We start from the raw sequence: 24,147 nt of genomic DNA, 5'->3' as shown, positions 1-24,147 counted from the left end.
GAAGCGGAAGGCCGGAACGCAGAGGAGGATGACGGGGGCCGGCGATTTTGCCTCGCGATGCAAAGCGTCCGCAGGACGCGGCGGAAAATCGTCGGCAACCGGCATTGCCTGTCCGGCACGGCTGACGCCCCGATCGCCCTCTCAGAAGGCCGTGGGTGTGGCCTCTCCGCGCCGGAGGTAGATCGCCATAGCTGAACCGGCCCGCGATCGCGCGTTGCCGCCGCCACCTGACCGTGATAGATCAGGCCGCCAGCAGCATGAAGCGGGCAATGTCCTGCGAGACAATCTGGTCCCGCAGCCGTGCCGCCAATGCGTCGTGGCCGAGCAGCCTGAGATCTTCGTTGAAGTCGCCGAGGCGTGGTGTGAGCACGACCGTCTCGATCCCGACCGCGCTCGCACGCTCTGTCAGGGTCGCCATCGCACCGTCGCCAGCCGGATCGTTGTCGCGGGCGATGTAGAGCCGCCGCAGCGTCGTCGGGAACAGGATGGCGCTGAGATGGGCCGCCGAGAGCGCCGCCTGTGCCGGCATCCTGGGCAGAACCGAACGGACGGACATCACCGTTTCGATGCCTTCGCCGGCCGTCATCACGTCGCAGCCCATGCCGAACCTGACGGCGTTTCCCAGGAGATCACCCATCGCACGCCGGGGCGTCTCGATCGGCGCACGGCCAAGACGCGCCTCGCTGAAGCCGTCGGGATCGAGCCAGGTGCGGTGCGCCCCCGTGATGACGCCGGCGAGGTCGGTGACGGCAGCGATCATCGCGGGCCATGTCTCGGTCGGTGCGTTCTCGTCGGCCCGATAATAGCAGCGGGGGTGGAAGCGCAGGCTTGCGGTTTCGTGCAAAGCCGTAATGGCGCGACCCCGCAAATAGGTTTCCACGAGCGTCCGCCCGATGGGCTTTGCCATGGCAAAGAGCCGCCGAGAGGCTTCGGGCGATCCTGTCGGCGCCGATGCCGGTCGCCAGTCACGGTTCCCCGGTCCGGGTTCAGGATGCGGCAGCGCCAGGAAGGACCGGGCCTCATCGGCAACGTCCTTGAAGTCGATCAGCCCGCAGCTCTCGCGGATGACGTCGAGAAGATCGCCATGCTCGCCGGTGGCGGAATCGGTCCATTTGCCGGCTGCGCCCTTGCCGGTTTCCGGCCCGGTCAGTCGGACGAACATGGACCGGCCCGGCGTGTTGCGCACGTCGCCGACCTGCCAGTATCGCCCGGCGCGATGGCCGGACGACAGATAGTGACGGCAAACCGCCTCGGCCTTCCGGCCGAGACGGATTGCGAGCTCGCCGGCATCGAGGCGAGCCATTTACGCTGCCTCCTTTTCGCCGATGCGCTCGACCGGCCAGCGTTCGAGCAGCTTTGCGAGTACGACCGGCCCGTTGGCGTCGACCGGCACGAACATCCTGAGCTTCCACGAGATGATTTCGTGGAACAGGCCATCGGCCGAGAGCCGCTCGCGCATGGTGTCGGTGAAGCCTGAGAGTTCGATCCGGTTCGCACCCATGACGCGAGCGCGGCGAAGCTGAAGGCCCTCGGCGAGATCGAGGATGGTCCGACCGTCCATCAGCGCCATGAAGGCGTCATCCGGCGTGAGCGCGGTCGCGCCGGTCGTGGTCGCATTCGCGGCCCAGGCCGGAGAGACCTTGCGGCCGATGATGCGCTCGCCGTCATCGGTCTGGAGGCGATACACCCGCGTCGACTCGTTCGGCAGGCGTTTCCAGATCGGCAGCAGCAAACCGGTGACGACATGGATCGTGCTGTCGGCAAACTCCGGCACCTCGGCGATCTCGGCCGTCCAGGCGGCGGCGAACGCATCCTGATCCGCTTCGATCCAGTGCGTCTCGCCCATCGTCTTCAGCGGGATGTTGTGCCCCTCCATCGGGCGCAGGAGACGCACGCGGCGCTCGATCTCACCGTCGTCGAGCATGGTGCTGGTGGTCGGCACCTGCACGGCGGCGCGGCCGGAACGCTCGTTGACGAGGAGTTTCGCGCGCCAGTCATCGAGGTGGCCGAGCGCGGCGTCCAGCGAGAGCGGACGATTGCGCTCGCGCTGGGTAATTGTAAGCAACCGCGTCTCGGCGCCTGTGCCCGGATGGACATAGATGGTCTTGCGATCGGTGACGATGAACCGCTCGGCGGTCAGCGTCTCCAGCCCGGCGTCATAGGTGCCACTGGTGATGGCCCCCTCGATGCGCGCCGTCAGCAATTGCTCGAAGGCGGTGAAGAGGATGCCCTGAAGCTCGATGGTGAGCGCCAGCAGGCGATTGAGGAACGTCGTGATCGGCGGCAGCTCGTCCTTGATGCCGGTCGAATCCATAAGCTTCAGGCCGGTCGCGGACTCGAAACGATCGAGCTCGCAGCCCTCGACCTTGCCGCGCACCAGCAGCATGTAGAGTTGGCGCAGCGCATCGCGCGCATAGGGGCTTTCCAGATTGTCCTCGGGGCGGAACAGGCCCTGACCGCCGGTCTGGCGCTGGCCGCGCGTGATCGCGCCCAGCGTGTCGAGACGGCGCGCGATGGTCGAGAGGAAGCGCTTCTCGGCCTTCACGTCGGTCGCGATCGGGCGAAACAGCGGCGGCTGCGCCTGGTTGGTGCGATGCGTGCGGCCGAGGCCCTGAATAGCGGCGTCGGCCTTCCAGCCCGGTTCGAGCAGATAGTGGACGCGCAGCCGCGTGTTTCGCGCCGAGAGTTCGGCATGGTAGCTACGCCCGGTGCCGCCGGCGTCCGAGAAGATCAGCACGCGCTTGGCGTCATCCATGAACGCCTGCGTCTCGGCGAGATTAGCGGACGCGGCGCGGTTCTCGACCATGAGCCGCTGGCCCTTGCGGACGATCCGGCGCGAGCGTCCCGTCACCTCGGCCACAATGTCGGTCCCAAAATGCTGGACTATCTGGTCGAGCGCGCCGGGGACGGCCGGCAGGCTCGCCAGCTTCTCGATCAGCGCGGTGCGGCGGGCGACGGCCTCGCGGCTTTCGACGGGCTGACCGTCACGCATGACCGGACGGGAGGAGACCTTGCCGTCGCTGTCGGTGAACGGCTCATAGAGCTGCACCGGGAAGCTGGTTTCGAGGTAGGACAGAACATATTCGCGCGGCGTGATGTCCGCCCGAATGTCGTTCCATTCCTTGGTCGGGATGTCTGCCAGACGCCGTTCGGTCAGCGCCTCGCCGGTCGAGACGATCTGGATGACGGCGGAATGGCCGTCTTCGAGATCGCGGGTGATCGACCAGATCAGCGTCGGCGTTTTCATGCTGGTAAGCAGATGGCCGAAGAAACGCTGCTTGGCGCTCTCGAAGGCCGAGCGCGCGGCGGACTTGGCCTGCTTGTTCAGCGTGCCGGACGACCCGGTAATGTTGGCGGCCTCCATCGCCGCGTCGAGATTGTTATGGATGATGGCGAAGGCCCCGGCATAGGCATCGTAGATGCGGGTCTGCTCCGGCGTCAGCGCGTGCTCGACCAGCTCGTATTCCACGCCGTCGAAGGAGAGCGAACGGGCGGTGTAGAGGCCGAGTGCGCGCAGGTCGCGCGCCAGCACCTCCATCGCCGCAACGCCGCCGGCTTCGATCGCCTCGACAAACTCGGCCCTGGTCGCGAATGGGAAATCCTCACCGCCCCAGAGGCCGAGCCGCTGGGCATAGGCGAGATTGTGGACGGAGGTGGCGCCGGTCGCCGAGACATAGGTGACGCGGGCGTTCGGGAGCGCGTGCTGGAGGCGAAGCCCGGCGCGACCCTGCTGCGAGGCGGCGACATCGCCGCGTTCTCCCTTGCCTCCTGCCGCATTGGCCATCGCGTGCGCCTCGTCGAAAATGATCGCTCCATCGAAATCGGAGCCCAACCATTCGACGATCTGCTTGACGCGCGATAGCTTCTCGCCGCGGTCGTCGGAGCGTAGCGTGGCATAGGTTGTAAATAGGACGCCTTCGCCGAGCGTGATCGGCCGTCCTTGCGGGAAGCGCGACAGCGGCGTGACCAGCAGCCGCTCCATGCCGAGCGCGGACCAGTCGCGTTGGGCGTCCTCCAGGAGCTTGTCGGATTTGGAGATCCAGACGGCCTTGCGCCGACCTTGCAGCCAGTTGTCGAGGATGATCGCGGCGGACTGGCGGCCCTTGCCGACGCCGGTGCCGTCGCCGATGAAGAAGCCGCGCCGGAAGCGGACGGCCTTCTCCGCATCGTCGCGCGCGGCGGAGACGAGGTCGAACGTCTCGTCCACCGTCCATGCACCGGCCAGATAGTCCGAATGGGCTTCGCCGGCATAGACCAGCGTTTCGAGCTGGGCGTCGGACAGGAGATCGCGGATGTTGGCAGGGAGCTTCGGGCGATAGCTCGGCTTCGGCGGTGCGACGCTCGCCATCGCCGCCGACTGCACCAGCTTGGTCGGATGGGCCTGAGACCCGGAAATGCGGATCGCCTGCAATCCGTATTCTTCGTAGATCGCGTCCGAGATGCGGCCATCGTCGTCAGCCCCGACCTCGGCGTCGATAATCTCGTAGTCGAGCGCGACGCCATCAGGCTCGGCCATCGGCGCTGTAGGCGCGCTCCTGGCGGCGCGGTTGAGATAGCCGCGCACGCTGCGCGCAGCGGCGGGCTGAGCGGCCTGCACGATGACGGACGGATCGACCGGCAGGCGCGGCGGAAGATACGCGCCGATCCAGTCCATGAGCGTCGCGGCGTCCGGCGCGGTCCCCGGCGAGGCAGGGAAAACCGTGGGATCGTCGGCGGGCAGCTTGTCGATGACGGTGAGCCGGGTGGCGAAGGTCGTGCCATGCCTGGCATAGACGGCGCCGTCGATCCCGGCGGAGAAGACGACCCGGCCGCGCTCCTGCAAGCGGGCGAAGGCGGAAGCCCAGGCCGGAGCCTCCGGGCCGAAGTTCGCGCCGGTGATCGTGACGAGGCGGCCGCCGGGCGCCAGCCGCGCCAGCGCGGAGGCGATATGACGGAACGCGGCGTCGGCCATGCGGCCCTCGACATGGACCATGGCCGAGAACGGCGGGTTCATAAGCACGACAGAGGGCACGGCGGTCGCTTCGAGATGATCGTCGATCTGCGCCGCGTCGAAGCGGGTGACGGGAATGGCCGGGAAGAGAGAGGACAGGAGCGCGGCGCGCGTGTCGGCCAGCTCGTTCAGCACCAGCGAGCCGCCGGCGATCTCGGCGAGGATCGCCAGCAGCCCGGTCCCGGCCGAGGGCTCCAGCACGCGGTCGGCGGGCGTGATCGCCGCCGCGGTCGCGGCGACCAGGCCGAGCGGGATTGGTGTCGAGAACTGCTGGAGCGCCTGGCTCTCCTGCGAGCGGCGGGTATGGGTCGGCAGGAGACCGGCGATCTTGCCGAGCAACGGGAGAGTGGCGGCCGGAGAACCGGCTTTGCGGAAGAGCGCCTTTCCGTATTTGCGCAGGAAGAGGACGGTTGCGACCTCGCACGCCTCATAGGCTGTCTTCCAGTCCCAGAGGCCCGTGGCGTCGGACGCTCCGAATGCGGTCTCCATCGCGTTGCGCAGGACGGCGGCATCGACGCGCTGACTGCGTTCGAGATGAGGCAGAAGCGCCGTGGCGGCCGCACGGACGGCGGCGGCGGAATCGACAGGCGCGGCAAGCGGTGCTGCCGACAGCGTATCGGCAAGAGGGAACTGAGCGTTCATCGGGGCATCCTCGGGAGAGCGGAAACGGGCAAGCCCGCCGGCGCTCTCTCTCGGACCGGACGGGCTCAAACCCGTCCCGGCCCCTCTCTATCTCTTACGGATCGGACGCATCCGTTTCCGTCGTCCATGCCCGCCACAATTGAACGAGCGCCCCATTCGATGGAAGGAGCGCTCGTGTCAGGCACCGGTCAGGACGCCATCTGCAAAGCTTCGATACCGTGACGCTGCATGGCAGCGCCGATACGGGCGAAGTCCGGTGCGGCCTGTGGCTCCGTCGTGCCGATCTCCCGGAAGAACGCCGTCATCGAGGGCTCGACCAGCACCAGCATGCGAGCGGATCGACCGCTCTCATTGACATAGTTGTGTGGCGCATGACCGTCGATGCGAACCGAGGTTCCGGCTCTCGCCGCAACGACCTCGGGTGGCTCGCCGGCGGCGAAGTGCCGAATGGTGATCTCGCCGTCGAGTATGTAGAACAGTTCCGGCGAGGCGTGACTGTGTGGCGGCGTTCCGGAACCCGGCGGAATCTCGACCTCGACCAGTTCGAGGTTCGCGCCCGCGGGTCCGCCGAGAAAGCGGATTCGGTCGGCGACAACCCAGCGCGTCTCGCCATCCTGCGCAGATGTTACCTGTATGCTCATTGCCAATATCTCCTGGCTTTTGATGTCATGTCCGCGGTGACAAGCCCGAGGCGACCGCGGACAGGATCGTTTCGAGCGCCCAAGAGGCGGTCTCACCGGCTTGGGCGCCGTCGAGACCGCCGTAATCCTTGAGGACCTCCCAGGCGGAGGCCGAATAGAGAAGGTGTGCCAGCGCCTCGACCTTCCGGGCTTCGGCGGGCGGAAGGTTTTCGAGAAGGGTGGCAAGCGCCCCTGCAAAGCGCAGGCGCCGGGCCGGGATCATGCCCGCCCGCATGGCACGCCCTGTTGGCGAGTGAAGCGAGGCCCGGATCGCCGCCTCATGCGCATCGAAGCGGGGAAAGGCGTCCCGCGGACCAGCGACGATATCCCCGGCGTTGTCGGGTGCTATGGACGTGCCGATCAGCGCGTTGAGCCAGGGCCAGAAGGCGGTCAGCAAGTCGTCCTTCGTCGGGAAATGACGGAAGACGGTGCGTCTCTGGATGCCAGCCTCTGCGGCGATGGCATCCATGCTGATCTCGTCCGGAACGGCCGACGTGCTCATCAGCCGATATAGAGCATGAAGGATAGCCTCGCGCGTTTCGCGGGCTTTCTCCTCTCGCAGCGGGCTGTTGTAGCTGCGCGTTTCGGCCATGGCGGTCTCCATTGAATTAATGTCACTTCAAATGACACTAATATCGCCCCGAGTCAATTGATGGCATTGATAGTGACATCAAATATGCAACATCAAGAGTGCCCGGCGCGCGCTCGGACTGGACGGGCTTAAACCCGTCCCAGCGATCCGTTGCGCCACGCCAAACCCCAAGCAGCCGGCCCGAGGCGCCCATGCCAACCCATACCGACACGTATCAGAGAAACGGAAGCTGCCCCGGTCGCGCTAACGAAACGCTGACGACACTTCGTGTTGTGCTTCAGTGGCCCGTCAGTTCATCGACGCATGATCTCCTTCGTGAACAACCGCAACGCAGGAGTTGGAAACATGAGAACGACATTCGCAATGCTAGCGCTGCTCGCGGCATTGCCGGCAACGGCGGCATTTGCCGGTGAGACATGCAATGTCCCACCCAGCAGAGACAATCCTTCGTGGCCCTGGGGCGGCTTGCGGGCGACTTCGGATGGACCATCGACAGGATGAAGATCGACGACGGCTGCTACGAGCTACGTGTCACCGACGCCAGCGGAAACGTCCTCAAGGTGAAGATCGATCCCGCAACGCTGGAAGTGGTCGACGGCAGCGTCAAGCGGTTCGGCGATGGCAGCAATGGCACTGCAGCACAGGAAACCGAAGTGGACTAGCCGGGGATACGGCGGAGATGAGCTCGGGTTCAAGGCCGCGTCTCGGTTTTTACGTGCGTGCGGCGGCAACTATCGCCGTCGTTGATCGGGCGATCTCAATCTCTCGCGATGCCAGGTTCGATCGCACTAGCTGCACAATCGCGCCCTCCACGCATGGCTCGCGGCTTCATCCTGATGAGCCATGCAGTGCGAGGATTTTGTGCTGCGGAGATCGGGATGATCTTGCAGCGTCGATGCCATCATACTGGCATGTACCGAACTTCCGATGGCCTTGGGCGACGATAACTGCGCAATACCGCTGATCGACACAACCAGATTGCTTGCATGCGCCGCGTTGGAGCGAGCCCTTTCAGAGGGGTTCAGGTAGAGGGAGAAATGACCAACCTCGCGTCAGTGGGGTAGCCCAAACGTGCCCGGAAAACCTAAATCGTTCATGGGAGCGAAGGATTTCGCCGCGTCCGGCAAACGACCCATTGTAGAGCGTGGTCAACTCATCCTGCCGGACCTTGGCGGCGTCCCATAGCTCTTGCGGCAGGATGCGCAATTCCGGCGCGTCTTCGTGAACCCATTCGCTTTACGGGTTCAAACGGCAGGTATCGCGCCCGGTGTCGGGGTTCTTGAGCTTCTTCAGCCGGTTCCAAATCAGCTTTCCGCACTCGCGACTGCGCGCTTCTGGCTGATGACCTCCTCCGAACTTGCCTTGGACCGACGCCTTATCCCTTGGGGAATGGCTAAGTCGCGGCAATTGTGGTCTTGATCTGTGGTCCGTCGATCAGCGGATCAGGTGCTGCAACCGCGGCCAGGCGCGTCCGGTCGGTGATGGTCACGCGCGTGCCCTTGATTGCTACGCCATGACCTTTCAGGGCCTTCATAGACCGGGAGAGATTTTCGGGCGTCATGCCCAGATGGGAGGCGAGATGGCGTTTCTCTACCGGCAGAACGATCGTGTCAGGATCGCCGCTGCCATGTGATTGGTAAAGGATATAGGCAGCGAGCCGTTCTTGTGAATTGCGCAATTTCAGGTTCTTGGCATGGCGCACGAAGGTGCGATAGCCATTGGCTAATTCCCGCATGCCGGCCATGGCGAAATCCGGATCGCGCCGCAGCGCTACCCGGACGTCAGCGACGGGAATCATGATGATCTGCGATCGTTCAAGAGTGCGCGCTGACATCAGATAGGCCTCGTCGCATACGCAAGCCGCCAGGATAAACGTCGAAACCGGATGCACGACACCCATGACGGTGTCATGTCCGTTCCACGCCGCGTGCAACTCGACGGATCCTTCGATCATGACGTGAAGGAAGTCAGCATAGTCGCCCTGACGGATCAGTTACAATTGCGCTGGAAAGGTCTGGGCGTGGGCGATCTCCATCAGGCTGTCGAAGGTTGGCGTCGTCATCTCACGAAACAGAGGGAGACGACGCAGGCGCGACTTGTCATCGTCATGCATAGGGCGCGCCCCTTCCACACAAACTGCTTGATATTTATCAAGCCCATAACTTCAGATTGTCAATTTCTGCAAGAAACCTGATCGATTGCACTGCCAAATTACTGCTAGTGCTCAATGCGTTGCCTGCGACAAAAGCGTCATACACAATTCGACTCCATACCAGTTGACATGGATCAAAGACGTGACCCTGTCGCGCATGTTTGCTCCGCTGTGCAACTATAATTAGGCTACCCAACCACCGGAACCGGATGGGAGAGACCATGGCAGGCCATACAGCACCGAGCCGTCGCGATCAGCAAAGAGCTCTTTGGCTCAGCACCATTGCCTTCACGCTGTGCTTTGCGGTGTGGACGATCTTTTCCATCATCGGGCTGTCCATCAAGGATGAGCTGGGTCTCTCCGATTTCGAGTATGGCGTTTTGATCGCGACACCGGTGCTGACCGGTTCAATCATAAGATTGATCCTCGGTGTCTGGACCGAGCGCTTTGGCGGGCGGCTGGTGTTTTCGGCGCAGATGATCCTGACAGGTGCTGCCACCTTCGCGCTGACCTGGGCCGACAGCTATTTCACCTTCCTGCTCGCGGCGCTGGGCGTCGGGCTGGCCGGCGGCTCCTTCATCATCGGTGTCGCCTATGTCACCAAATGGTATCCGCAGGCGCGGCAAGGCACCGCACTCGGCGTATTCGGCATGGGCAACGCCGGCGCGGCGGTGACCACGTTCCTTGCCCCGTTCGTGCTGATCGCCTGGGGCTGGCAGGGGGTGGCGGAAGTATGGGCGGCGGCCATCGCCGCCATGGGCGTCGTCTTCTACCTTCTGGCCAAGGACGATCCCGAGTTTGCTGCCCGGCGCGCTCAGGGCATCGCCGCGCCAAGTCTTGCCGAGCAGTTCGCGCCGCTGAAGAAGCTGCAGGTCTGGCGCTTCTCGCTCTATTATTTCTTCGTTTTCGGCGGCTTCGTCGCATTAGCGCTCTGGCTGCCCTATTACCTCGTGCAGGTCTATGGCGTGGATGTGCGCACGGCCGGTCTCGCCGCAGCCGTCTTCAGCCTCGCGGCCAGCGTTTTCCGCGCCTATGGCGGAGTGCTGTCCGACCGCTTCGGTGCCCGCACCGTCATGTACTGGACGCTGGGTTTCTCGGCTCTGTTCCTGTTCATGCTGTCCTACCCGCCGACAGAGTACGTGATCCGCGGCAAGGAGGGACCGATCGCCTTCTCGACCGAGATGGACCTGTGGCCGTTCGTGGCAACGCTGTTCGGGCTGGGTTTCTTCATGAGCCTCGGCAAGGCGGCGGTCTTCCGGCATATCCCGATCTATTACCCCAACCATGTCGGCTCGGTCGGCGGCCTCGTCGGTATGATTGGCGGTCTGGGCGGCTTCGTCCTGCCCATCGTCTTCGGCGCGCTGCTCGATGTGACCGGCATCTGGACCTCGGCTTTCGTGCTGCTCCTGCTAATCGTCCTGGTTTCGCTCGGCTGGATGCATTTGTCGATCCGGGTCATGGAACGGCAGGCGCAGGGCGCAGCCCTCGATCGGCTGCCCAGCTTCCCCGAACTTGCGGAAGTCCACGATCCCGAACGCACGGTCATGCCGCATGTGATCGAGGACTGGCGGCCGGAAGATCCGCAATTCTGGGCGGAGAAAGGGAAGCGCATCGCAAGGCGCAATCTATGGATCTCGATTCCCGCCCTGTTGCTCGCCTTCGCGGTGTGGATGGTCTGGTCGGTCGTGGTGGCGCAACTGCCCGCGATCGGCTTCGGCTTTACCCAGGACCAGCTCTTCTGGCTGGCGGCGCTGCCGGCGCTGTCGGGGGCGACGCTGCGCATCTTCTATAGTTTCATGGTGCCGATCTTCGGCGGAAGGCTGTGGACCACACTGTCGACCGCCTCGTTGCTGATCCCGGCCATGGGCATCGGTTATGCGGTGCAGAACCCCGATACACCCTATCTGATCTTCGCGGTTCTGGCCCTGTTGTGTGGCCTCGGCGGCGGCAACTTCGCCTCCTCCATGGCCAATATCAGCTTCTTCTTCCCGCGCGCGGAGAAAGGCAACGCCATGGCGCTGAACGCCGGTCTGGGCAATCTCGGCGTCTCGGTCATGCAGTTCCTGGTGCCGCTGGCCATCACCGCCGGCGTCTTTGGCGCCCTTGGCGGTGGGCCGCAGGAACTGTCGGATGGCGGCCGTATCTGGATGCAGAATGCCGGCTTCGTCTGGGTGCCCTTCATCCTCGCCGCGACGGCGGCCGCATGGCTCGGCATGAACGATCTGGCTGATGCACGGGCAAGCTTCCGTGAGCAGGCAGTGATCTTTACCCGCACCCATAACTGGGTGATGTGCCTGCTCTATGTCGGCACCTTCGGCTCCTTCATCGGCTATTCGGCCGGTTTCCCGCTGCTGTCCAGGCTCGTCTTCCCCGAGGTCGACGCGCTGAAATACGTGTTCCTCGGCCCACTGGTCGGCGCGCTGAGCCGCGCGGGCAGCGGATGGCTGTCCGACAGGGTCGGCGGCGGGCGCGTCACCTTCTGGGTCTTCGCCGGCATGATCGCATCCGTGCTGGGGGTGATCTGGTCTTTGCAGATCGGCTCCTTCGCCGGTTTCTTCGCCTTCTTCATGGCGCTGTTCTTCTTCACTGGCGTCGGCAATGCTTCCACCTTCCAGATGATCCCGGTAATCATGCGCAAGGAAGTCGCCCGGCTGGCGCCCGACCGGGACGTGACCGAGCAGCGTCGGCAGTCGGAGCGCGAAGCCGCCGCCATTATCGCCTTCACCAGCGCCATCGGCGGCTATGGCGGGTTCTTCATCCCGAAAGCCTACGGCACCTCCATCGGACTGACCGGCGCGCCGCTAGCGGCCCTGTGGGCCTTCCTTGCCTTCTACGTCCTGTGTCTGGCCGTCACCTGGGCCGTCTACACCCGTCGCGGCGGCCTGCTGCATGACATCGAGCGCGGTCGGGCCATGCCTGCCGCCCTTCCAGCTGAAATAACTTGAGGAGACAGCCATGAGCCAGCTGATGGATCGACTGAACTTCCTGACCTCGTTGCGCAAGGACACGTTTGCGAACGGCCATGGCCAGACGACCATCGAGAACCGCGACTGGGAAGACGTCTATCGCCGCCGCTGGCAGCACGACAAGATCGTGCGCTCCACCCACGGAGTGAACTGCACCGGCTCCTGCTCGTGGAAGATCTATGTCAAATCCGGGATCGTCACCTGGGAGACGCAGCAGACCGACTATCCACGCACCCGGCCCGACCTGCCCAACCACGAGCCGCGCGGCTGCGCGCGCGGCGCCTCCTACAGCTGGTACCTCTACAGCGCCAACCGCGTGAAGACGCCGCTCATTCGCGGCCGGCTGATGCGGCTGTGGCGCGAGAAGCGCAGGACCATGAGCCCGATCGAGGCGTGGACGGCGATCCAGGACGACGCGGCGGCCCGCGAAAGCTACACCCGCATCCGCGGCAAGGGCGGCTTCGTGCGGGCGAGCTGGGACGAGGCGACCGAGATCGTCGCCGCAGCCAACGCCTATACGACGAAGAAATACGGCCCCGACCGCGTATTCGGCTTCTCGCCGATCCCGGCCATGTCGATGGTTTCCTATGCCGCCGGCACCCGCTACCTCTCCCTGCTCGGCGGCACCTGCATGTCGTTCTACGACTGGTATTGCGACCTGCCGCCGGCCAGCCCCCAGACATGGGGCGAGCAGACCGACGTGCCCGAATCTGCTGACTGGTACAATGCGGGCTATCTGCTCCTGTGGGGCTCGAACGTGCCGCAGACGCGCACGCCCGACGCCCATTTCTACACCGAGGCGCGCTACAAGGGCACCAAGAGCGCCGTCATCTGCCCGGACTATTCCGAGGCCGCCAAGTTCGCCGACATCTGGCTGAACGCCAAGCAGGGCACCGATGCGGCGCTGGGCATGGCCTTCGGCCATGTCATCCTGCGCGAGTTCCATCTCGACCGGCAGGTGCCCTATTTCGAGGACTACTGCCGCAAATATTCCGACATGCCGATGCTGGTGCGCCTCGATCGGCAAGGCGAGCGGCTGGTTCCCGGCCGGCAGTTGCGGGCGGCCGATTTCGCCCGCTCGCTGGGCGAGAAGAACAACCCCGACTGGAAGACGGTCGGCTTCGACGAGATTTCCGGCAAGGTCGTCGTGCCCAACGGCTCCATCGGCTTCCGCTGGGGCGAGAGCGGCAAGTGGAACCTCGAGGAAAAGGCCGGCAAGGACGACATCCGCCTCAAGCTCAGCCTGATTCTGGATGAGGATCATGACGAAGTGGCGGGCGTCGATTTTCCCTATTTCGGCGGCGCCGCCACCAACGGCTTCGAAGTCGACGACCGCGGCGAGGTGCTGACCCGCAAGGTGCCGGTGAAGCGGCTGAAGCTCGCCGGCGGCGAGGAGGTGCTGGTCGCCACAGTCTTCGATCTCCTGTGCGCCAATTACAGCCTCGACCGCGGCCTCGGCGGCGAGCACGTCGCCTCCGACTACGACGCCGACGTGCCGTTCACCCCGGCTTGGGCGGAACGCATCACTGGTGTGCGCCGTGACAAGATCGTCCAGGTCGCGCGCGAATTCGCCGACAATGCCGAAAAGACCAACGGACGCTCCATGGTCATCATCGGCGCCGGCATGAACCATTGGTTCAACATGGACATGAACTATCGCGCGGTCATCAACATGCTGGTGATGTGCGGCTGCGTCGGCGAGTCGGGCGGTGGCTGGGCGCATTATGTCGGGCAGGAGAAGCTGCGCCCGCAGACCGGCTGGACGCCGCTGGCCTTCGCGCTCGACTGGGCGCGCCCGCCGCGCCACATGAACTCCACCAGTGCCTTTTACGCCCATACCGACCAGTGGCGCTACGAAACGGTGAGTGCGGCCGAAATCCTGTCGCCGACAGCACCGGCCGGCGATTGGAACAAGCTCAGCCTGATTGACTACAACATCCGCGCCGAGCGCATGGGCTGGCTGCCCTCCGCCCCTCAACTGAAGACCAATCCGCTGGAGATCGGCCGCGCGGCCAAGGAAGCCGGCGTCGAGGCGAAGGACTATGTGGCGGAGCGTCTGAAATCGGGCGAATTGCAGATGTCGTGCGAGGATCCAGACGCGCCTGAAAACTGGCCGCGCAACCTGTTCGTCTGGCGCTCCAACCTGCTCGGCTCGTCGGGCAAGGGGCATGAATATTTCCTGAAGCACCTGCTCGGCACCGACCACGGCGTGCAAGGCAAGGATCTGGGCGCCGAGGGCGGCATGAAGCCGGTCGAGGCGATCTGGCACGACAGCGCGCCGGAAGGAAAGCTCGACCTTCTGGTCACCATCGATTTCCGCATGTCGACCACGGCCGTCTATGCCGACATCGTGCTGCCGACGGCCAGCTGGTACGAAAAGGACGACATGAACACGTCCGACATGCATCCCTTTATCCATCCGCTACAAGCGGCGGTGGACCCGGCCTATGAATCGAAAACCGACTGGGAAATCTTCAAGGCTATCGCCAAGAAATTCTCCGAAGTGGCCCCGGAAATCCTCAGAATGGAGAGCGATGTTGTGCAACTGCCCTTGCAGCACGACAGCCCCGGCGAACTGGCGCAAGGCGTGGTGCGCGACTGGAAGCGCGGCGAATGCGAACTGATCCCCGGCCAGACGGCGCCCGCCTATATTGCCGTCGAACGCGACTATCCCAATCTCTACAAGCATTTCACCGCCATCGGGCCGCTAATGGAAAAGATCGGCAATGGCGGCAAGGGCATCGCCTGGGACACGAAGGACGAGGTGCATCACCTCAGGGCGCTGAACGGCGCCGTCACCGAGGAGGGTGCAACCAAGGGCATGGCCCGGCTCGACACGGCAATAGACGCCGCCGAGATGATCCTGATGCTGGCGCCCGAAACCAATGGCGAGGTGGCGGTGAAGGCGTGGGATGCGCTCAGCAAGGCGACCGGCAGAAGTCATCGCCATCTGGCCGAGGTGAAGGAAGACGAAAAAATCCGCTTCCGCGACATCGCCGCCCAGCCACGCAAGATCATCTCCTCCCCGACCTGGTCGGGCATCGAAAGCGAGGAGGTCTGCTACAATGCCGGCTGGACCAATGTGCATGAATTGATCCCCTGGCGTACCGTCACCGGCCGCCAGCAGCTTTATCAGGATCATGAATGGATGCGGGCCTTCGGCGAGGGCTTCGTCACCTGGCGTCCGCCGGTGGACCTGAAGACGGTGGGCGAAGCGGCCAAGCGGCCGCTGGCGGCGGGCGAGCCGCATGTGGTGCTGAACTTTCTCACCCCGCACCAGAAATGGGGTATCCACTCCACCTACACCGATAACCTCCTGATGCTGACCCTCAATCGGGGCGGCCCGGTGGTGTGGATTTCTGAAGTTGACGCCAGAACGGCGGGGCTGGTCGACAATGACTGGGTCGAGGTCTTCAACATCAACGGCGCCATCACAGCGCGCGCGGTGGTCAGCCAGCGGATGAAGGAAGGCTCCATGTTCATGTATCACGCACAGGAAAAAATCGTGAACACGCCGGGCAGCCAGGTCACCGGCAAGCGCGGCGGCATCCATAACTCCGTCACTCGCACCGTGCTGAAGCCCACCCATATGATCGGCGGCTATGCCCAGCTGGCCTACGGTTTCAACTATTACGGCACGGTCGGCTCCAACCGCGACGAGTTCGTGATCCTGCGCAAATTGCCAAAGGTCGATTGGATGGACCAGCCCGCAACCCAGACTACGGAGGCCGCGGAATGAAAATACGTGCCCAGATCGGAATGGTGCTCAATCTCGATAAATGCATCGGCTGTCACACCTGCTCCGTCACCTGCAAGAATGTCTGGACCAGCCGCGAAGGTGTCGAATACGCCTGGTTCAACAATGTCGAAACCAAGCCCGGCATTGGCTATCCCAAGGATTGGGAAAACCAGAAACGCTGGAATGGCGGCTGGCGACGAACCAAAAGCGGTGCTTTGCAACCCAGGCAGGGCAGCAAATGGCGCATCCTGGCGAATATCTTCGCCAATCCCGACCTGCCCGAGATCGACGATTTCTACGAGCCGTTCGACTACGACTACGACCATCTGAAATCCGCGCCGGAGATGAAGGCGTTTCCGACCGCCCGCCCGCGCTCGAAGATTTCGGGCGAGCGCATGGAAAAGATCGAATGGGGACCGAACTGGGAGGAAATCCTCGGCGGCGAGTTCGAAAAGCGTTCGAAGGACTATAATTTCGATGGCATCCAGAAGGAGATTTACGGCCAGTACGAAAACACCTTCATGATGTATCTGCCGAGACTGTGCGAGCACTGTCTCAACCCGACCTGCGTGGCCGCCTGCCCCTCAGGCGCGATCTACAAGCGCGAGGATGACGGCGTCGTCCTGATCGATCAGGAAAAATGCCGCGGCTGGCGCATGTGCGTCTCTGGCTGCCCGTACAAGAAGATCTATTACAACTGGTCGACCGGAAAATCGGAAAAATGCACGCTGTGCTATCCGCGCCTGGAAAGCGGCCAGCCGACTGTCTGTTCGGAAACCTGCGTCGGACGCATCCGCTACCTGGGCGTCATGCTCTACGACGCCGATAGGATCGCCGAAGCGGCAGCCACGGAAAACGAGAAGGACCTTTATGACGCCCAGCTCGGTGTCTTCCTTGATCCCAATGATCCGGAAGTGGTTGCCGAGGCGCGCGCCGCAGGCATTCCCGAAGACTGGATCAAGGGCGCGCAGAACTCGCCGATCTGGAAGATGGCGATGGAGTGGAAGATCGCCTTCCCGCTGCATCCCGAATACCGCACCTTGCCGATGGTCTGGTATGTGCCGCCGCTGTCGCCGATCCAGAACGCGGCCGAAGCGGGGCGGATTGCCGCGCAGGACGACATGCCGGATGTGCGCAGCTTGCGCATTCCGGTGCGCTACCTCGCCAATATGCTGACGGCCGGCGACGAGGCGCCGATCGTCTCGGCACTGGAGCGAATGCTGGCCATGCGCTCCTACATGCGCTCCAAGACCGTGGACGGCGTCGTCAATCTCGGTGTCGCCAAGCGGGTCGGCATGGTGCCGCAGCAGATTGACGAGATGTACCAGTTGCTGGCGATCGCCAATTACGAGGACCGCTTCGTCATCCCGACCACGCATCGCGAGCTGGTCGAGGATGCCTACGACCTCAGGAGCGGCTGCGGTTTCACCGACGGCAACGGCTGCTCGGCGGGCCATTCGGGTCAGTCGCTGTTCGGGGCCAAGAAGTTTCGCAGCCCGCAGGAGTTCATCGCATGAAGACCTTCAAGGCGCTGTCGGCCCTGCTCAGCTATCCGAGTCACGATCTTCAGGAGGCGATTCCGGTGATCCGGGCGATCCTCGCCGAAGGTGTCGTGACGCCAGCCGCTGCCACCGCCCTGGAGCCGCTGCTCGCTTCACTGGAAAACGGCGATCTCTACGATCTGCAGGAGCGCTACGTACTGCTGTTCGACCGTTCCCGCACCCTGTCGCTCAACCTGTTCGAGCATATCCATGGCGAAAGCCGCGACCGGGGCGGGGCGATGGTCGACCTGCTGGAAACCTACCGCGCCGGCGGCTTCGATCTGGCGGGACCGGAGCTGCCCGACCACCTGCCGGTGTTGCTGGAGTTTCTCTCGATGCGGCCGCTGGCCGAGGCGCGCGAAATCTTGGCCGATGCGGGTCATATCCTGATCGCGCTCGCCGAGCGGCTGGCGCGGCGGGAGAGCGTCTATGCCGCCGTTTTCGAGGGGCTGGTCAAGCTTTCCTCCGCCGATCCAGCGGCCGAGGAGGCACAGGCCCTGCTGGCGCAACAGGACGACAACCCGGAGGATCTCGCCGCCCTCGACGCGGTCTGGGAAGAAGCGCAGGTGACCTTCGGCCCGGACCCGAACGCCGGCTGCCCGGTCAGCCGCGACATTCTTGCCCGCATGGAGCCCGCACCGGCGCGGGCCGCTCGGTGAACAGGAGACCGCCATGCATAATTTCGTCTTCGGCATCTATCCCTATATCGCCATCACGGTGATGGTGATGGCCAGCATCGCCCGCTATGAGCGCGACCCCTTCACCTGGAAGTCCAAGTCGAGCCAGCTGCTGCGCAAGCGCCAGTTCATCGCCGGTTCGGTGCTGTTCCATGTCGGCATCCTGACGATCTTCGGAGGCCATCTCGTTGGGCTGCTCACGCCGATCCAGGTGTTCGATTTTCTCGGCGTCAGCCACGAGGCCAAGCAGATTCTCGCCATCTCCGCCGGCGGCATCGCTGGAATCATGACCCTTGTCGGCGGCACGCTGCTGTTACATCGCAGGCTGTTCGATCCGCGCATCCGCGCCAATTCCACGCTCGCCGATACCGGCATCATGGTGCTTTTGATGGCCCAACTCCTGCTTGGGCTTGCCACCATCATCGTTTCGCTCGGCCATCTCGATGGCACGGAGATGGTGAAGTTCATGAACTGGGCGCAGGCGATCATCTATATGCGCGCTGGCGCTGCGAACTTTATCGTCGACGTCAATCCGCTGTTCAAGGCGCATATCGCCCTCGGGCTGACCATCTTCCTGCTGTTCCCCTTCACCCGGCTCGTTCACATGTTCTCGGCGCCGGTGCGCTATTTGTGGCGGCCGGGCTACCAGATCGTGCGCTCGCGGCGCGGCGCCAAACCCGCGCCGACCGGGCTTACGCCACTGCCGGGGCCGCGCATGGAGCCGGGCGAATGATTATCCTGGATCGCACCGCCCGGCCGGAGCCGGTCACGGTCAACGGCGTGACCATCGCCCCCGAAGCCATTGCCGCCGAGGCGCAGAACCATCCGGCGCCCAAAGGTCAGCCCGGCTTTGCCTGGCGGGCGGCGGCGCGGGCGCTGGCGCTACGCGAGACGCTCCTGCAGGAGGCGCGCGCGCACGACATCGCGCCCGAGCCGATCGAGCTGGAAGAAGGGAAGTGGGAGACCGAAGAGGAAGCACTAATCCGCCAGCTGTTCGAGCGCACGATTGCCCCGGCTCCGGTCAACGAGGCGCCGCTGCGCGCGCTCTACGATGCGGCGCCCGACCGGTTCCGCGGGCCATCGCTGTTCGAGGCCGCGCATATCCTCTTCGCCGCTGCGCCCGGCGACGCCGCCGGCAGGGCGTCGGCGCGCCAGCAAGCGGAAGCCGTGCTGGCGAACCTGCAGCGCGACCCCCGCCGCTTCGCTGAGCTGGCGGGCGAGTTCAGCGCCTGCTCTTCCCGCGCCAATGGCGGGATGCTGGGCCAACTCGCCTCAGGCGATACGGTGCCGGAATTCGAAGCAGCGCTGTGTTCCATGGAGGAACAAAGCATCTCCGACGCGCCAGTAGAAAGCCGCTATGGGTTCCACCTGATCCGGCTTGACGCGCGTGTGCGTGGCGAGGTCTTGCCGTTCACGACCGTTCTGCCACATCTGCGCCAAGCGCAGGAAAAGGCAGATTGGGTGCGGGCGAGCCGCGCCTATGTCGAGGAGCTCGCGGCACGGTACCAGGTGGCGGGCGTCGATTTTGCAGGCCACCCCGCCGGGGAGGTGAAATTTTCGAAATGAACGACGCCCCCGCCCTGTCCGATCCCTTCCTTTGCGGCTGCGAAATCAAGCCTGAGATGGGCGCGCTGATTTCCGTCGACGCAGCTCTTCGCCGGGCTTTGGCGCTGGTCAAGCCAGTCGCGCAGGTGGAACGGCTGCCGCTGGAAAGGGCGCATGGCAGGGTACTGGGCGAGGCTGTGCGGTCGGGCGTCTCGCTCCCACTGTTCGACAGTTCCGCCATGGATGGTTACGCCGTCCGGCTTGCCGACCTTGCTGGCGAGGGGCCGTGGCGGCTGCGGGTGTCAGGGCGAGTGGCGGCCGGCGATACCGACAGCGGGCCGCTTCCGGTCGGCGCGGTGTTGCGCATCTTTACCGGTGCGGCCATCCCTCCGGGATGCGATGCGGTAGTCATCCAGGAGTTAGCACGGCTGGAAGGCGATACCGTCGAGATACAAAGGCGTCCCCGACCGAACGAAAATATTCGGCGCGCCGGTGAGGACCTGGTACTCGGTTCTGAATTTCTGCCAGTCGGCTGTCGCATAGGACCGCGCGTGGCTGCACTGCTCGCAGCGGCCGGTTGCAGCGAGGTGGTCGTCAGGCGTCGTACCCGGGTCGCCTTCTTCAGCACCGGCTCGGAATTGCGCGCACCGGGAACGCCGTTGGCGCCAGGGCAGATCTGGAACGCCAACCGCTATCATCTCCAGGGTTCCCTTGATCTTCCGTGGGTAGAGACAATCGACATGGGCGCCGTTCCCGACCAGCCCGACCGGTTGCGTGAAGCGCTGGAGCAGGCTTCCCGCGATGCCGATCTGGTAGTGACCACCGGCGGAGTCTCCGTGGGGGATGAGGACCATATGCCCGCAGTGCTCAACGCCGCAGGCGGCAAGATTCACGTTATGAAAGTAGCGATGAAGCCCGGTAAGCCGCTCATCATCGGCCTCCTCGGTTCGGCGCTTTACATTGGTTTGCCGGGCAATCCGGTTTCAGCTTTCGTCGCCTGGTATGTAATCGGAGCGCGTATCGCAGAGGCGCTGGCGGGTATCCGGAAGGCAAGGCCACCACGCTGCGTCGTGCGCGCGGACTTCGATCGCATCCGGAACCCGGGCCGTTGCGAGTTCCTGCCGGCCCGTCTCGGCAGCTATGACGAAGACGGAACCAGAAACGTGGAGATTACAGCCTCAGCCGTATCGCATCGGGTGGCGCTTCTGGCACAAGCCGATGGGCTGCTGCTGATCCCCTCGGAAACCCACCACATCCAGCGTGGCGATATGCTGGAATTTCTGCCGTTTTCGGACGGCTGAACCCGAGGGAGAACGCGATGAAGCTTGGCTATGTAACCATGCGGGGTCGCGGTCGGATCGACCTTCTTCTGGCCGACGTCGTCGACCGGCTTGAAGCGCATGGCGTGGCCCTGGCGGGCACCGTACAGACCAATATCGACCGAAGTGATCGCCCTCGGTGCGACATGGATCTGCGGTTGCTACCCGACGGTCCGGTGGTGCGCATCAGCGTTGACCGCGGTGCCCACGCGCGGGGCTGCCGACTGGATGCCGGTGTGTTGGAGCAATCGGTGCTGTGGGTTTCGAACGCTCTGGACGATGCCGAGATGCTGGTGGTCAACAAATTCGGCAAGCAGGAAGCGGAGGGCAAGGGTTTGACCGGTACGATCGCGGACGCTCTCGAACGCGGTCTTCCGGTACTCGTAGGTGTAAACGGTCTGAACCTGCCAGCCTTCTTAGAATTTGCCGGGGGAATGGCGCAGGAGTTGGCACCAGATGCGGCACTGATCGTGGACTGGTGCTTCGCCATCCTGACAGGGATAGGCTCGAAGAACGAGTTCAATCAGTTGGAGAGTTCGATGCGTTCGGCGCCGATCAGCTCCCGGTAATAAAAATACGGCTGGAAAGACCAGGACACAGGGCAAAGTATAAATCTAGGCCGCCGGCTTGCCGGGCAGGTTGATGTACAGCGCGCGGCCTCCTATCCCTACGGTCTGGCGCGATAGGTTGGTGGTTGGAACCCGAGACAGGCCTGCCCGGCGTATCAGTTCACCAAAACGCGAAAGCTCCCGGGCCATGAGTTCGCGCAAGATTTCTGGTGTGGGGTCGGGCGGCGCATAGCCGAAGCCAATTCAAAAGCAGCCGTTATCAGCATTTCTGTTGCAGCAATCGATCGATGCCATTCAACGAGCGCATGATCGAGGGATGGTCCGAAATACTGTAAAGGATGTGCCGTCCATCGCGGCGCGTGCGAACAAATCCTGCGTTACGAAGTTTCGCCAGATGCTGCGAGAGCGATGGTTGCCTGATATCGAGACCTATCCCGATTTCTTCTACCGAATGCTCTCCACCGGTCAGCAAGTAGTGAAGAATGAGCAAGCGCTTGTCGTTTGCGAGTAGTTTCAAGAAAGCTGCGGCTTCGTCCTTCCTCATCAACGCAACGCAAATGCGTTGAAGCTCTGGAAAGAAGGATGGTTGATCCGGCAAACCGGAATTGCCGGGCTCAAGCTGGGTTGCCGTTCGCTTGCTTCGCTGCTCCATCATCATTTCCTCCATTCGCCGGACCGCTTCGCGGCTGTTTGCCGCTGCCTGGTGGGCAGAACGCGTCGTGCAAAGCCTGCACGACAGTCAGGATCTCCGGTCGGACAATCGAGTAATAGACAGTCGTTCCCTCGCGCCGCGCCTCGACCAGCCCGTCCGCTCTCAACCGCATAAGTTGTTGCGACATCGGCACTTGTTCGATTGCCAGTCCTTGCCGCAGTTCGGCGACCGATCGTTCACCATCGACCAGCGCACACAGAACGAGCAGCCGCTGGGGGTGCGACAGACTGCGCATCAATTCGGCGGCCTTTTCGGCGGCCGGTATCATTTCTTCTACATTCATATCCTTGAATTTAAAACCTTTGAATGTTAGATGCAAGCCATAAAGCTTGGAAGCGTCTGAATTGAATGGTCTCCGGCAACCAGAAATGGGCAGACCGATCATAGAAACAGCGGAGCGAAAGCCATGACTCATATTGTCATTCTCGGCGCAGGCCTCGGTGGAATCATCATGGCCTATGAGATGAAACGCAAGCTCCGGCGTGACGATCGTCTGACTGTCGTCAATCTCGGCTCCAGCTATTCCTTCGTTCCTTCCAATCCCTGGGTCGCGGTTGGCTGGCGGCAGCCGCAGGACATAACCGTCGATCTCGTTCCCGTTCTGAAGCAGCATGGAATCGCACTCAGGCCCGAGGGAGCACGTCGGGTCCAGCCCGCGCAAAACCGCGTCGAACTCAATGACGGCTCCCTTCTCGATTATGACTTCTTGATCATTGCTACCGGCCCCGCCCTTGCCTTCGATGAGGTGCCGGGCCTGGGCCCCGATGCTCATACCCAATCCATCTGCCAGATCGGCCATGCGACCCAAGCGAAGACCGCATTCGACGCACTGGTGAAACGGCCCGGTCCCATCGTCGTTGGAGCTGTGCAAGGCGCCTCCTGCTACGGTCCGGCCTACGAGTATGCCTTCATCCTCGACACGGCGCTGCGCAATGCGCGGGTGCGGGATCAGGTTCCGATAACCTTCGTCACGCCCGAGCCCTATATCGGCCATCTCGGGCTTGATGGCGTTGGCGACACCAAGGGGCTGCTCGAAAGCGCCTTGCGCGAACGTCACATCAAGTGGATCACCAATGCCCGGACGACGACGGTCGAGCCTGGCAAGCTGATCGCCGAAGAGGTCCACGACGATGGCACCGTCAAGACAACTCATGAGCTGCCCTTCGCCTTCTCGATGATGCTGCCGGCCTTCCGCGGTGTGCCGGCGATCGCTGGTATAGAAGGGCTGACCAATCCGCGCGGTTTCGTCCTCATAGACAAGCACCAGCGCAATCCGGCTTTCCCGAATGTCTTCGGCATCGGGGTCTGCGTTGCCATTCCGCCGGTCGGCAAGAGCCCGCTCGCGGTCGGCGTGCCGAAGACCGGCTTCATGATCGAATCCATGGTGACAGCGACGGCCGAAAATATTGCCGCGCTGCTGAAGGGGGAGGAGCCCAGGGCCGTCGCGACCTGGAACGCGGTCTGTCTCGCCGATTTTGGCGATGATGGCATTGCCTTCGTCGCGCAGCCGCAAATTCCCCCGCGCAACGTGAACTGGGCGTCACGCGGCAAATGGGTCCATGCCGCCAAGATCGGCTTTGAGAAATACTTCCTGCTCAAGGTGCGGCAGGGCAAGGCTGAGACGTTCTACGAAAATCTCGTGCTCAACATGCTTGGCGTTGGGAAGCTGAAGGACATCCGCATCGAGACTACCGAGTAATTTCCAACCTGAGTTCTCAACATAGGAGTATTCAAAATGACGATCGATCGCGCCGTGCTGATGTTCGCGGGGTTCATGGTTCTGTTGTCCCTGGCGCTCGGCTTTTATGTCTCGCCCTGGTGGTATCTGCTGAACGTCTTCGTCGGCTTCAATCTGATCCAATCGTCGATCACCGGGTTTTGCCCGGCGGCGATCCTGTTCAGGAAGCTCGGCTGCCCGGCAGGCATCGCGTTCAAATAGCAGTCAAGTATTCCTGTTTGCCACCGTCGCGTGGAGCGCCGGTCTTCTTTGGAAGCAATCCCTTCATGTATCGACCGATCCCTT

General features: G+C 63.4%; 18 protein-coding genes. 11 read left to right on the top strand and 7 right to left on the bottom strand.

Translation table 11 applies throughout. The features are described from left to right. Window positions 1-241: 241 nt before the first annotated feature. The 4 genes from OSH10_RS08980 to OSH10_RS08965 form a co-directional block, all read right to left on the bottom strand. A complete protein-coding gene (locus tag OSH10_RS08980; protein WP_213332553.1) occupies window positions 242-1,303 on the bottom strand; it encodes a DUF7146 domain-containing protein in 1,062 nt (353 codons plus the stop codon). After that, window positions 1,304-5,632 (bottom strand): strawberry notch-like NTP hydrolase domain-containing protein, encoded by a 4,329-nt coding sequence (locus tag OSH10_RS08975; protein WP_266331346.1) that lies wholly within the window; start codon window positions 5,630-5,632, stop codon window positions 1,304-1,306. It lies immediately after the preceding gene. 188 nt (window positions 5,633-5,820) lie between these two features. Continuing rightward, a complete protein-coding gene (locus tag OSH10_RS08970; protein ID WP_266331345.1) occupies window positions 5,821-6,273 on the bottom strand; it encodes a cupin domain-containing protein in 453 nt (150 codons plus the stop codon). Window positions 6,274-6,298: 25 nt separating this feature from the next. After that, entirely contained in the window at window positions 6,299-6,904 is a 606-nt protein-coding gene (locus OSH10_RS08965; RefSeq protein ID WP_266331344.1) for a TetR/AcrR family transcriptional regulator, read from the bottom strand. Between the two features lie 416 nt (window positions 6,905-7,320). On the opposite strand from OSH10_RS08965, the gene OSH10_RS08960 reads away from it, so the two are divergent. Continuing rightward, window positions 7,321-7,566: a PepSY domain-containing protein gene (locus OSH10_RS08960; protein ID WP_266331342.1), complete on the top strand. Its 246-nt coding sequence runs from the start codon at window positions 7,321-7,323 to the stop codon at window positions 7,564-7,566. A gap of 731 nt (window positions 7,567-8,297) precedes the next feature. Here the strand turns inward: OSH10_RS08960 and OSH10_RS08955 are convergent. Further along, window positions 8,298-8,894 (bottom strand): helix-turn-helix domain-containing protein, encoded by a 597-nt coding sequence (locus OSH10_RS08955; protein WP_266331774.1) that lies wholly within the window; start codon window positions 8,892-8,894, stop codon window positions 8,298-8,300. A gap of 383 nt (window positions 8,895-9,277) precedes the next feature. Between OSH10_RS08955 and OSH10_RS08950 the strand changes: the two genes are divergently transcribed. The 8 genes from OSH10_RS08950 to OSH10_RS08915 are packed head-to-tail and all read left to right on the top strand — an operon-like array spanning window position 9,278 to window position 21,412. Then, window positions 9,278-12,001, top strand: coding sequence for a nitrate/nitrite transporter (locus OSH10_RS08950; RefSeq protein WP_266331341.1), 2,724 nt, complete (start codon window positions 9,278-9,280; stop codon window positions 11,999-12,001). 10 nt (window positions 12,002-12,011) lie between these two features. Further along, entirely contained in the window at window positions 12,012-15,761 is a 3,750-nt protein-coding gene (locus tag OSH10_RS08945; RefSeq protein WP_266331339.1) for a nitrate reductase subunit alpha, read from the top strand. After that, window positions 15,758-17,278, top strand: coding sequence for a nitrate reductase subunit beta (gene narH, locus OSH10_RS08940; protein WP_266331337.1), 1,521 nt, complete (start codon window positions 15,758-15,760; stop codon window positions 17,276-17,278). Before OSH10_RS08945 ends, narH begins: the two co-directional genes overlap by 4 nt. Continuing rightward, complete coding sequence (gene narJ, locus OSH10_RS08935) at window positions 17,275-17,961, top strand: nitrate reductase molybdenum cofactor assembly chaperone (RefSeq protein WP_029075238.1); 687 nt, start codon at window positions 17,275-17,277, stop codon at window positions 17,959-17,961. The genes narH and narJ overlap by 4 nt, the downstream gene beginning before the upstream one ends. Window positions 17,962-17,974: 13 nt before the next feature. Then, window positions 17,975-18,712, top strand: coding sequence for a respiratory nitrate reductase subunit gamma (narI, locus tag OSH10_RS08930; RefSeq protein ID WP_029075239.1), 738 nt, complete (start codon window positions 17,975-17,977; stop codon window positions 18,710-18,712). Next, window positions 18,709-19,545, top strand: coding sequence for a peptidylprolyl isomerase (locus OSH10_RS08925; protein ID WP_051231289.1), 837 nt, complete (start codon window positions 18,709-18,711; stop codon window positions 19,543-19,545). Before narI ends, OSH10_RS08925 begins: the two co-directional genes overlap by 4 nt. Beyond that, complete coding sequence (locus OSH10_RS08920; protein ID WP_266331335.1) at window positions 19,542-20,825, top strand: molybdopterin molybdotransferase MoeA; 1,284 nt, start codon at window positions 19,542-19,544, stop codon at window positions 20,823-20,825. Before OSH10_RS08925 ends, OSH10_RS08920 begins: the two co-directional genes overlap by 4 nt. 17 nt (window positions 20,826-20,842) lie before the next feature. After that, window positions 20,843-21,412 (top strand): DUF2478 domain-containing protein, encoded by a 570-nt coding sequence (locus OSH10_RS08915; RefSeq protein ID WP_029075241.1) that lies wholly within the window; start codon window positions 20,843-20,845, stop codon window positions 21,410-21,412. Between the two features lie 259 nt (window positions 21,413-21,671). On the opposite strand, the gene OSH10_RS08910 is transcribed toward OSH10_RS08915, so the two are convergent. Both OSH10_RS08910 and OSH10_RS08905 read right to left on the bottom strand, forming a co-directional pair. Next, the gene (locus OSH10_RS08910) at window positions 21,672-22,067 is read right to left on the bottom strand and encodes an ArsR/SmtB family transcription factor (protein ID WP_245576857.1); all 396 of its coding nucleotides are present in this window, start codon (window positions 22,065-22,067) and stop codon (window positions 21,672-21,674) included. After that, entirely contained in the window at window positions 22,027-22,359 is a 333-nt protein-coding gene (locus OSH10_RS08905) for an ArsR/SmtB family transcription factor (protein ID WP_266331773.1), read from the bottom strand. Before OSH10_RS08905 ends, OSH10_RS08910 begins: the two co-directional genes overlap by 41 nt. Window positions 22,360-22,530: 171 nt before the next feature. Here OSH10_RS08905 and OSH10_RS08900 point away from each other — a divergent pair, with 171 nt between their 5' ends. Both OSH10_RS08900 and OSH10_RS08895 read left to right on the top strand, forming a co-directional pair. Then, a complete protein-coding gene (locus OSH10_RS08900; protein ID WP_029075243.1) occupies window positions 22,531-23,823 on the top strand; it encodes an NAD(P)/FAD-dependent oxidoreductase in 1,293 nt (430 codons plus the stop codon). Between the two features lie 36 nt (window positions 23,824-23,859). Further along, window positions 23,860-24,063, top strand: a complete 204-nt coding sequence (locus OSH10_RS08895) for a YgaP family membrane protein (RefSeq protein ID WP_029075244.1) — start codon at window positions 23,860-23,862, stop codon at window positions 24,061-24,063. Window positions 24,064-24,147 lie beyond the last annotated feature (84 nt).

Origin of the sequence: Kaistia defluvii, from assembly GCF_026343955.1 — a bacterium.
Lineage (GTDB): Bacteria > Pseudomonadota > Alphaproteobacteria > Rhizobiales > Kaistiaceae > Kaistia > Kaistia defluvii.
This window is presented reverse-complemented; position numbering and strand designations above follow the sequence as displayed.

What these genes read in the sequence shown, in the direction of transcription:
- OSH10_RS08980 (WP_213332553.1), bottom strand. Translation starts at nt 1,303, where the DNA reads ATGGCTCGCCTCGATGCCGGCGAGCTCGCAATCCGTCTCGGCCGGAAG.
- OSH10_RS08975 (WP_266331346.1), bottom strand. Translation starts at nt 5,632, where the DNA reads ATGAACGCTCAGTTCCCTCTTGCCGATACGCTGTCGGCAGCACCGCTT.
- OSH10_RS08970 (WP_266331345.1), bottom strand. Translation starts at nt 6,273, where the DNA reads ATGAGCATACAGGTAACATCTGCGCAGGATGGCGAGACGCGCTGGGTT.
- OSH10_RS08965 (WP_266331344.1), bottom strand. Translation starts at nt 6,904, where the DNA reads ATGGCCGAAACGCGCAGCTACAACAGCCCGCTGCGAGAGGAGAAAGCC.
- OSH10_RS08960 (WP_266331342.1), top strand. Translation starts at nt 7,321, where the DNA reads ATGCAATGTCCCACCCAGCAGAGACAATCCTTCGTGGCCCTGGGGCGG.
- OSH10_RS08950 (WP_266331341.1), top strand. Translation starts at nt 9,278, where the DNA reads ATGGCAGGCCATACAGCACCGAGCCGTCGCGATCAGCAAAGAGCTCTT.
- OSH10_RS08945 (WP_266331339.1), top strand. Translation starts at nt 12,012, where the DNA reads ATGAGCCAGCTGATGGATCGACTGAACTTCCTGACCTCGTTGCGCAAG.
- narH (WP_266331337.1), top strand. Translation starts at nt 15,758, where the DNA reads ATGAAAATACGTGCCCAGATCGGAATGGTGCTCAATCTCGATAAATGC.
- narJ (WP_029075238.1), top strand. Translation starts at nt 17,275, where the DNA reads ATGAAGACCTTCAAGGCGCTGTCGGCCCTGCTCAGCTATCCGAGTCAC.
- narI (WP_029075239.1), top strand. Translation starts at nt 17,975, where the DNA reads ATGCATAATTTCGTCTTCGGCATCTATCCCTATATCGCCATCACGGTG.
- OSH10_RS08925 (WP_051231289.1), top strand. Translation starts at nt 18,709, where the DNA reads ATGATTATCCTGGATCGCACCGCCCGGCCGGAGCCGGTCACGGTCAAC.
- OSH10_RS08920 (WP_266331335.1), top strand. Translation starts at nt 19,542, where the DNA reads ATGAACGACGCCCCCGCCCTGTCCGATCCCTTCCTTTGCGGCTGCGAA.
- OSH10_RS08915 (WP_029075241.1), top strand. Translation starts at nt 20,843, where the DNA reads ATGAAGCTTGGCTATGTAACCATGCGGGGTCGCGGTCGGATCGACCTT.
- OSH10_RS08910 (WP_245576857.1), bottom strand. Translation starts at nt 22,067, where the DNA reads ATGATGGAGCAGCGAAGCAAGCGAACGGCAACCCAGCTTGAGCCCGGC.
- OSH10_RS08905 (WP_266331773.1), bottom strand. Translation starts at nt 22,359, where the DNA reads ATGCGCAGTCTGTCGCACCCCCAGCGGCTGCTCGTTCTGTGTGCGCTG.
- OSH10_RS08900 (WP_029075243.1), top strand. Translation starts at nt 22,531, where the DNA reads ATGACTCATATTGTCATTCTCGGCGCAGGCCTCGGTGGAATCATCATG.
- OSH10_RS08895 (WP_029075244.1), top strand. Translation starts at nt 23,860, where the DNA reads ATGACGATCGATCGCGCCGTGCTGATGTTCGCGGGGTTCATGGTTCTG.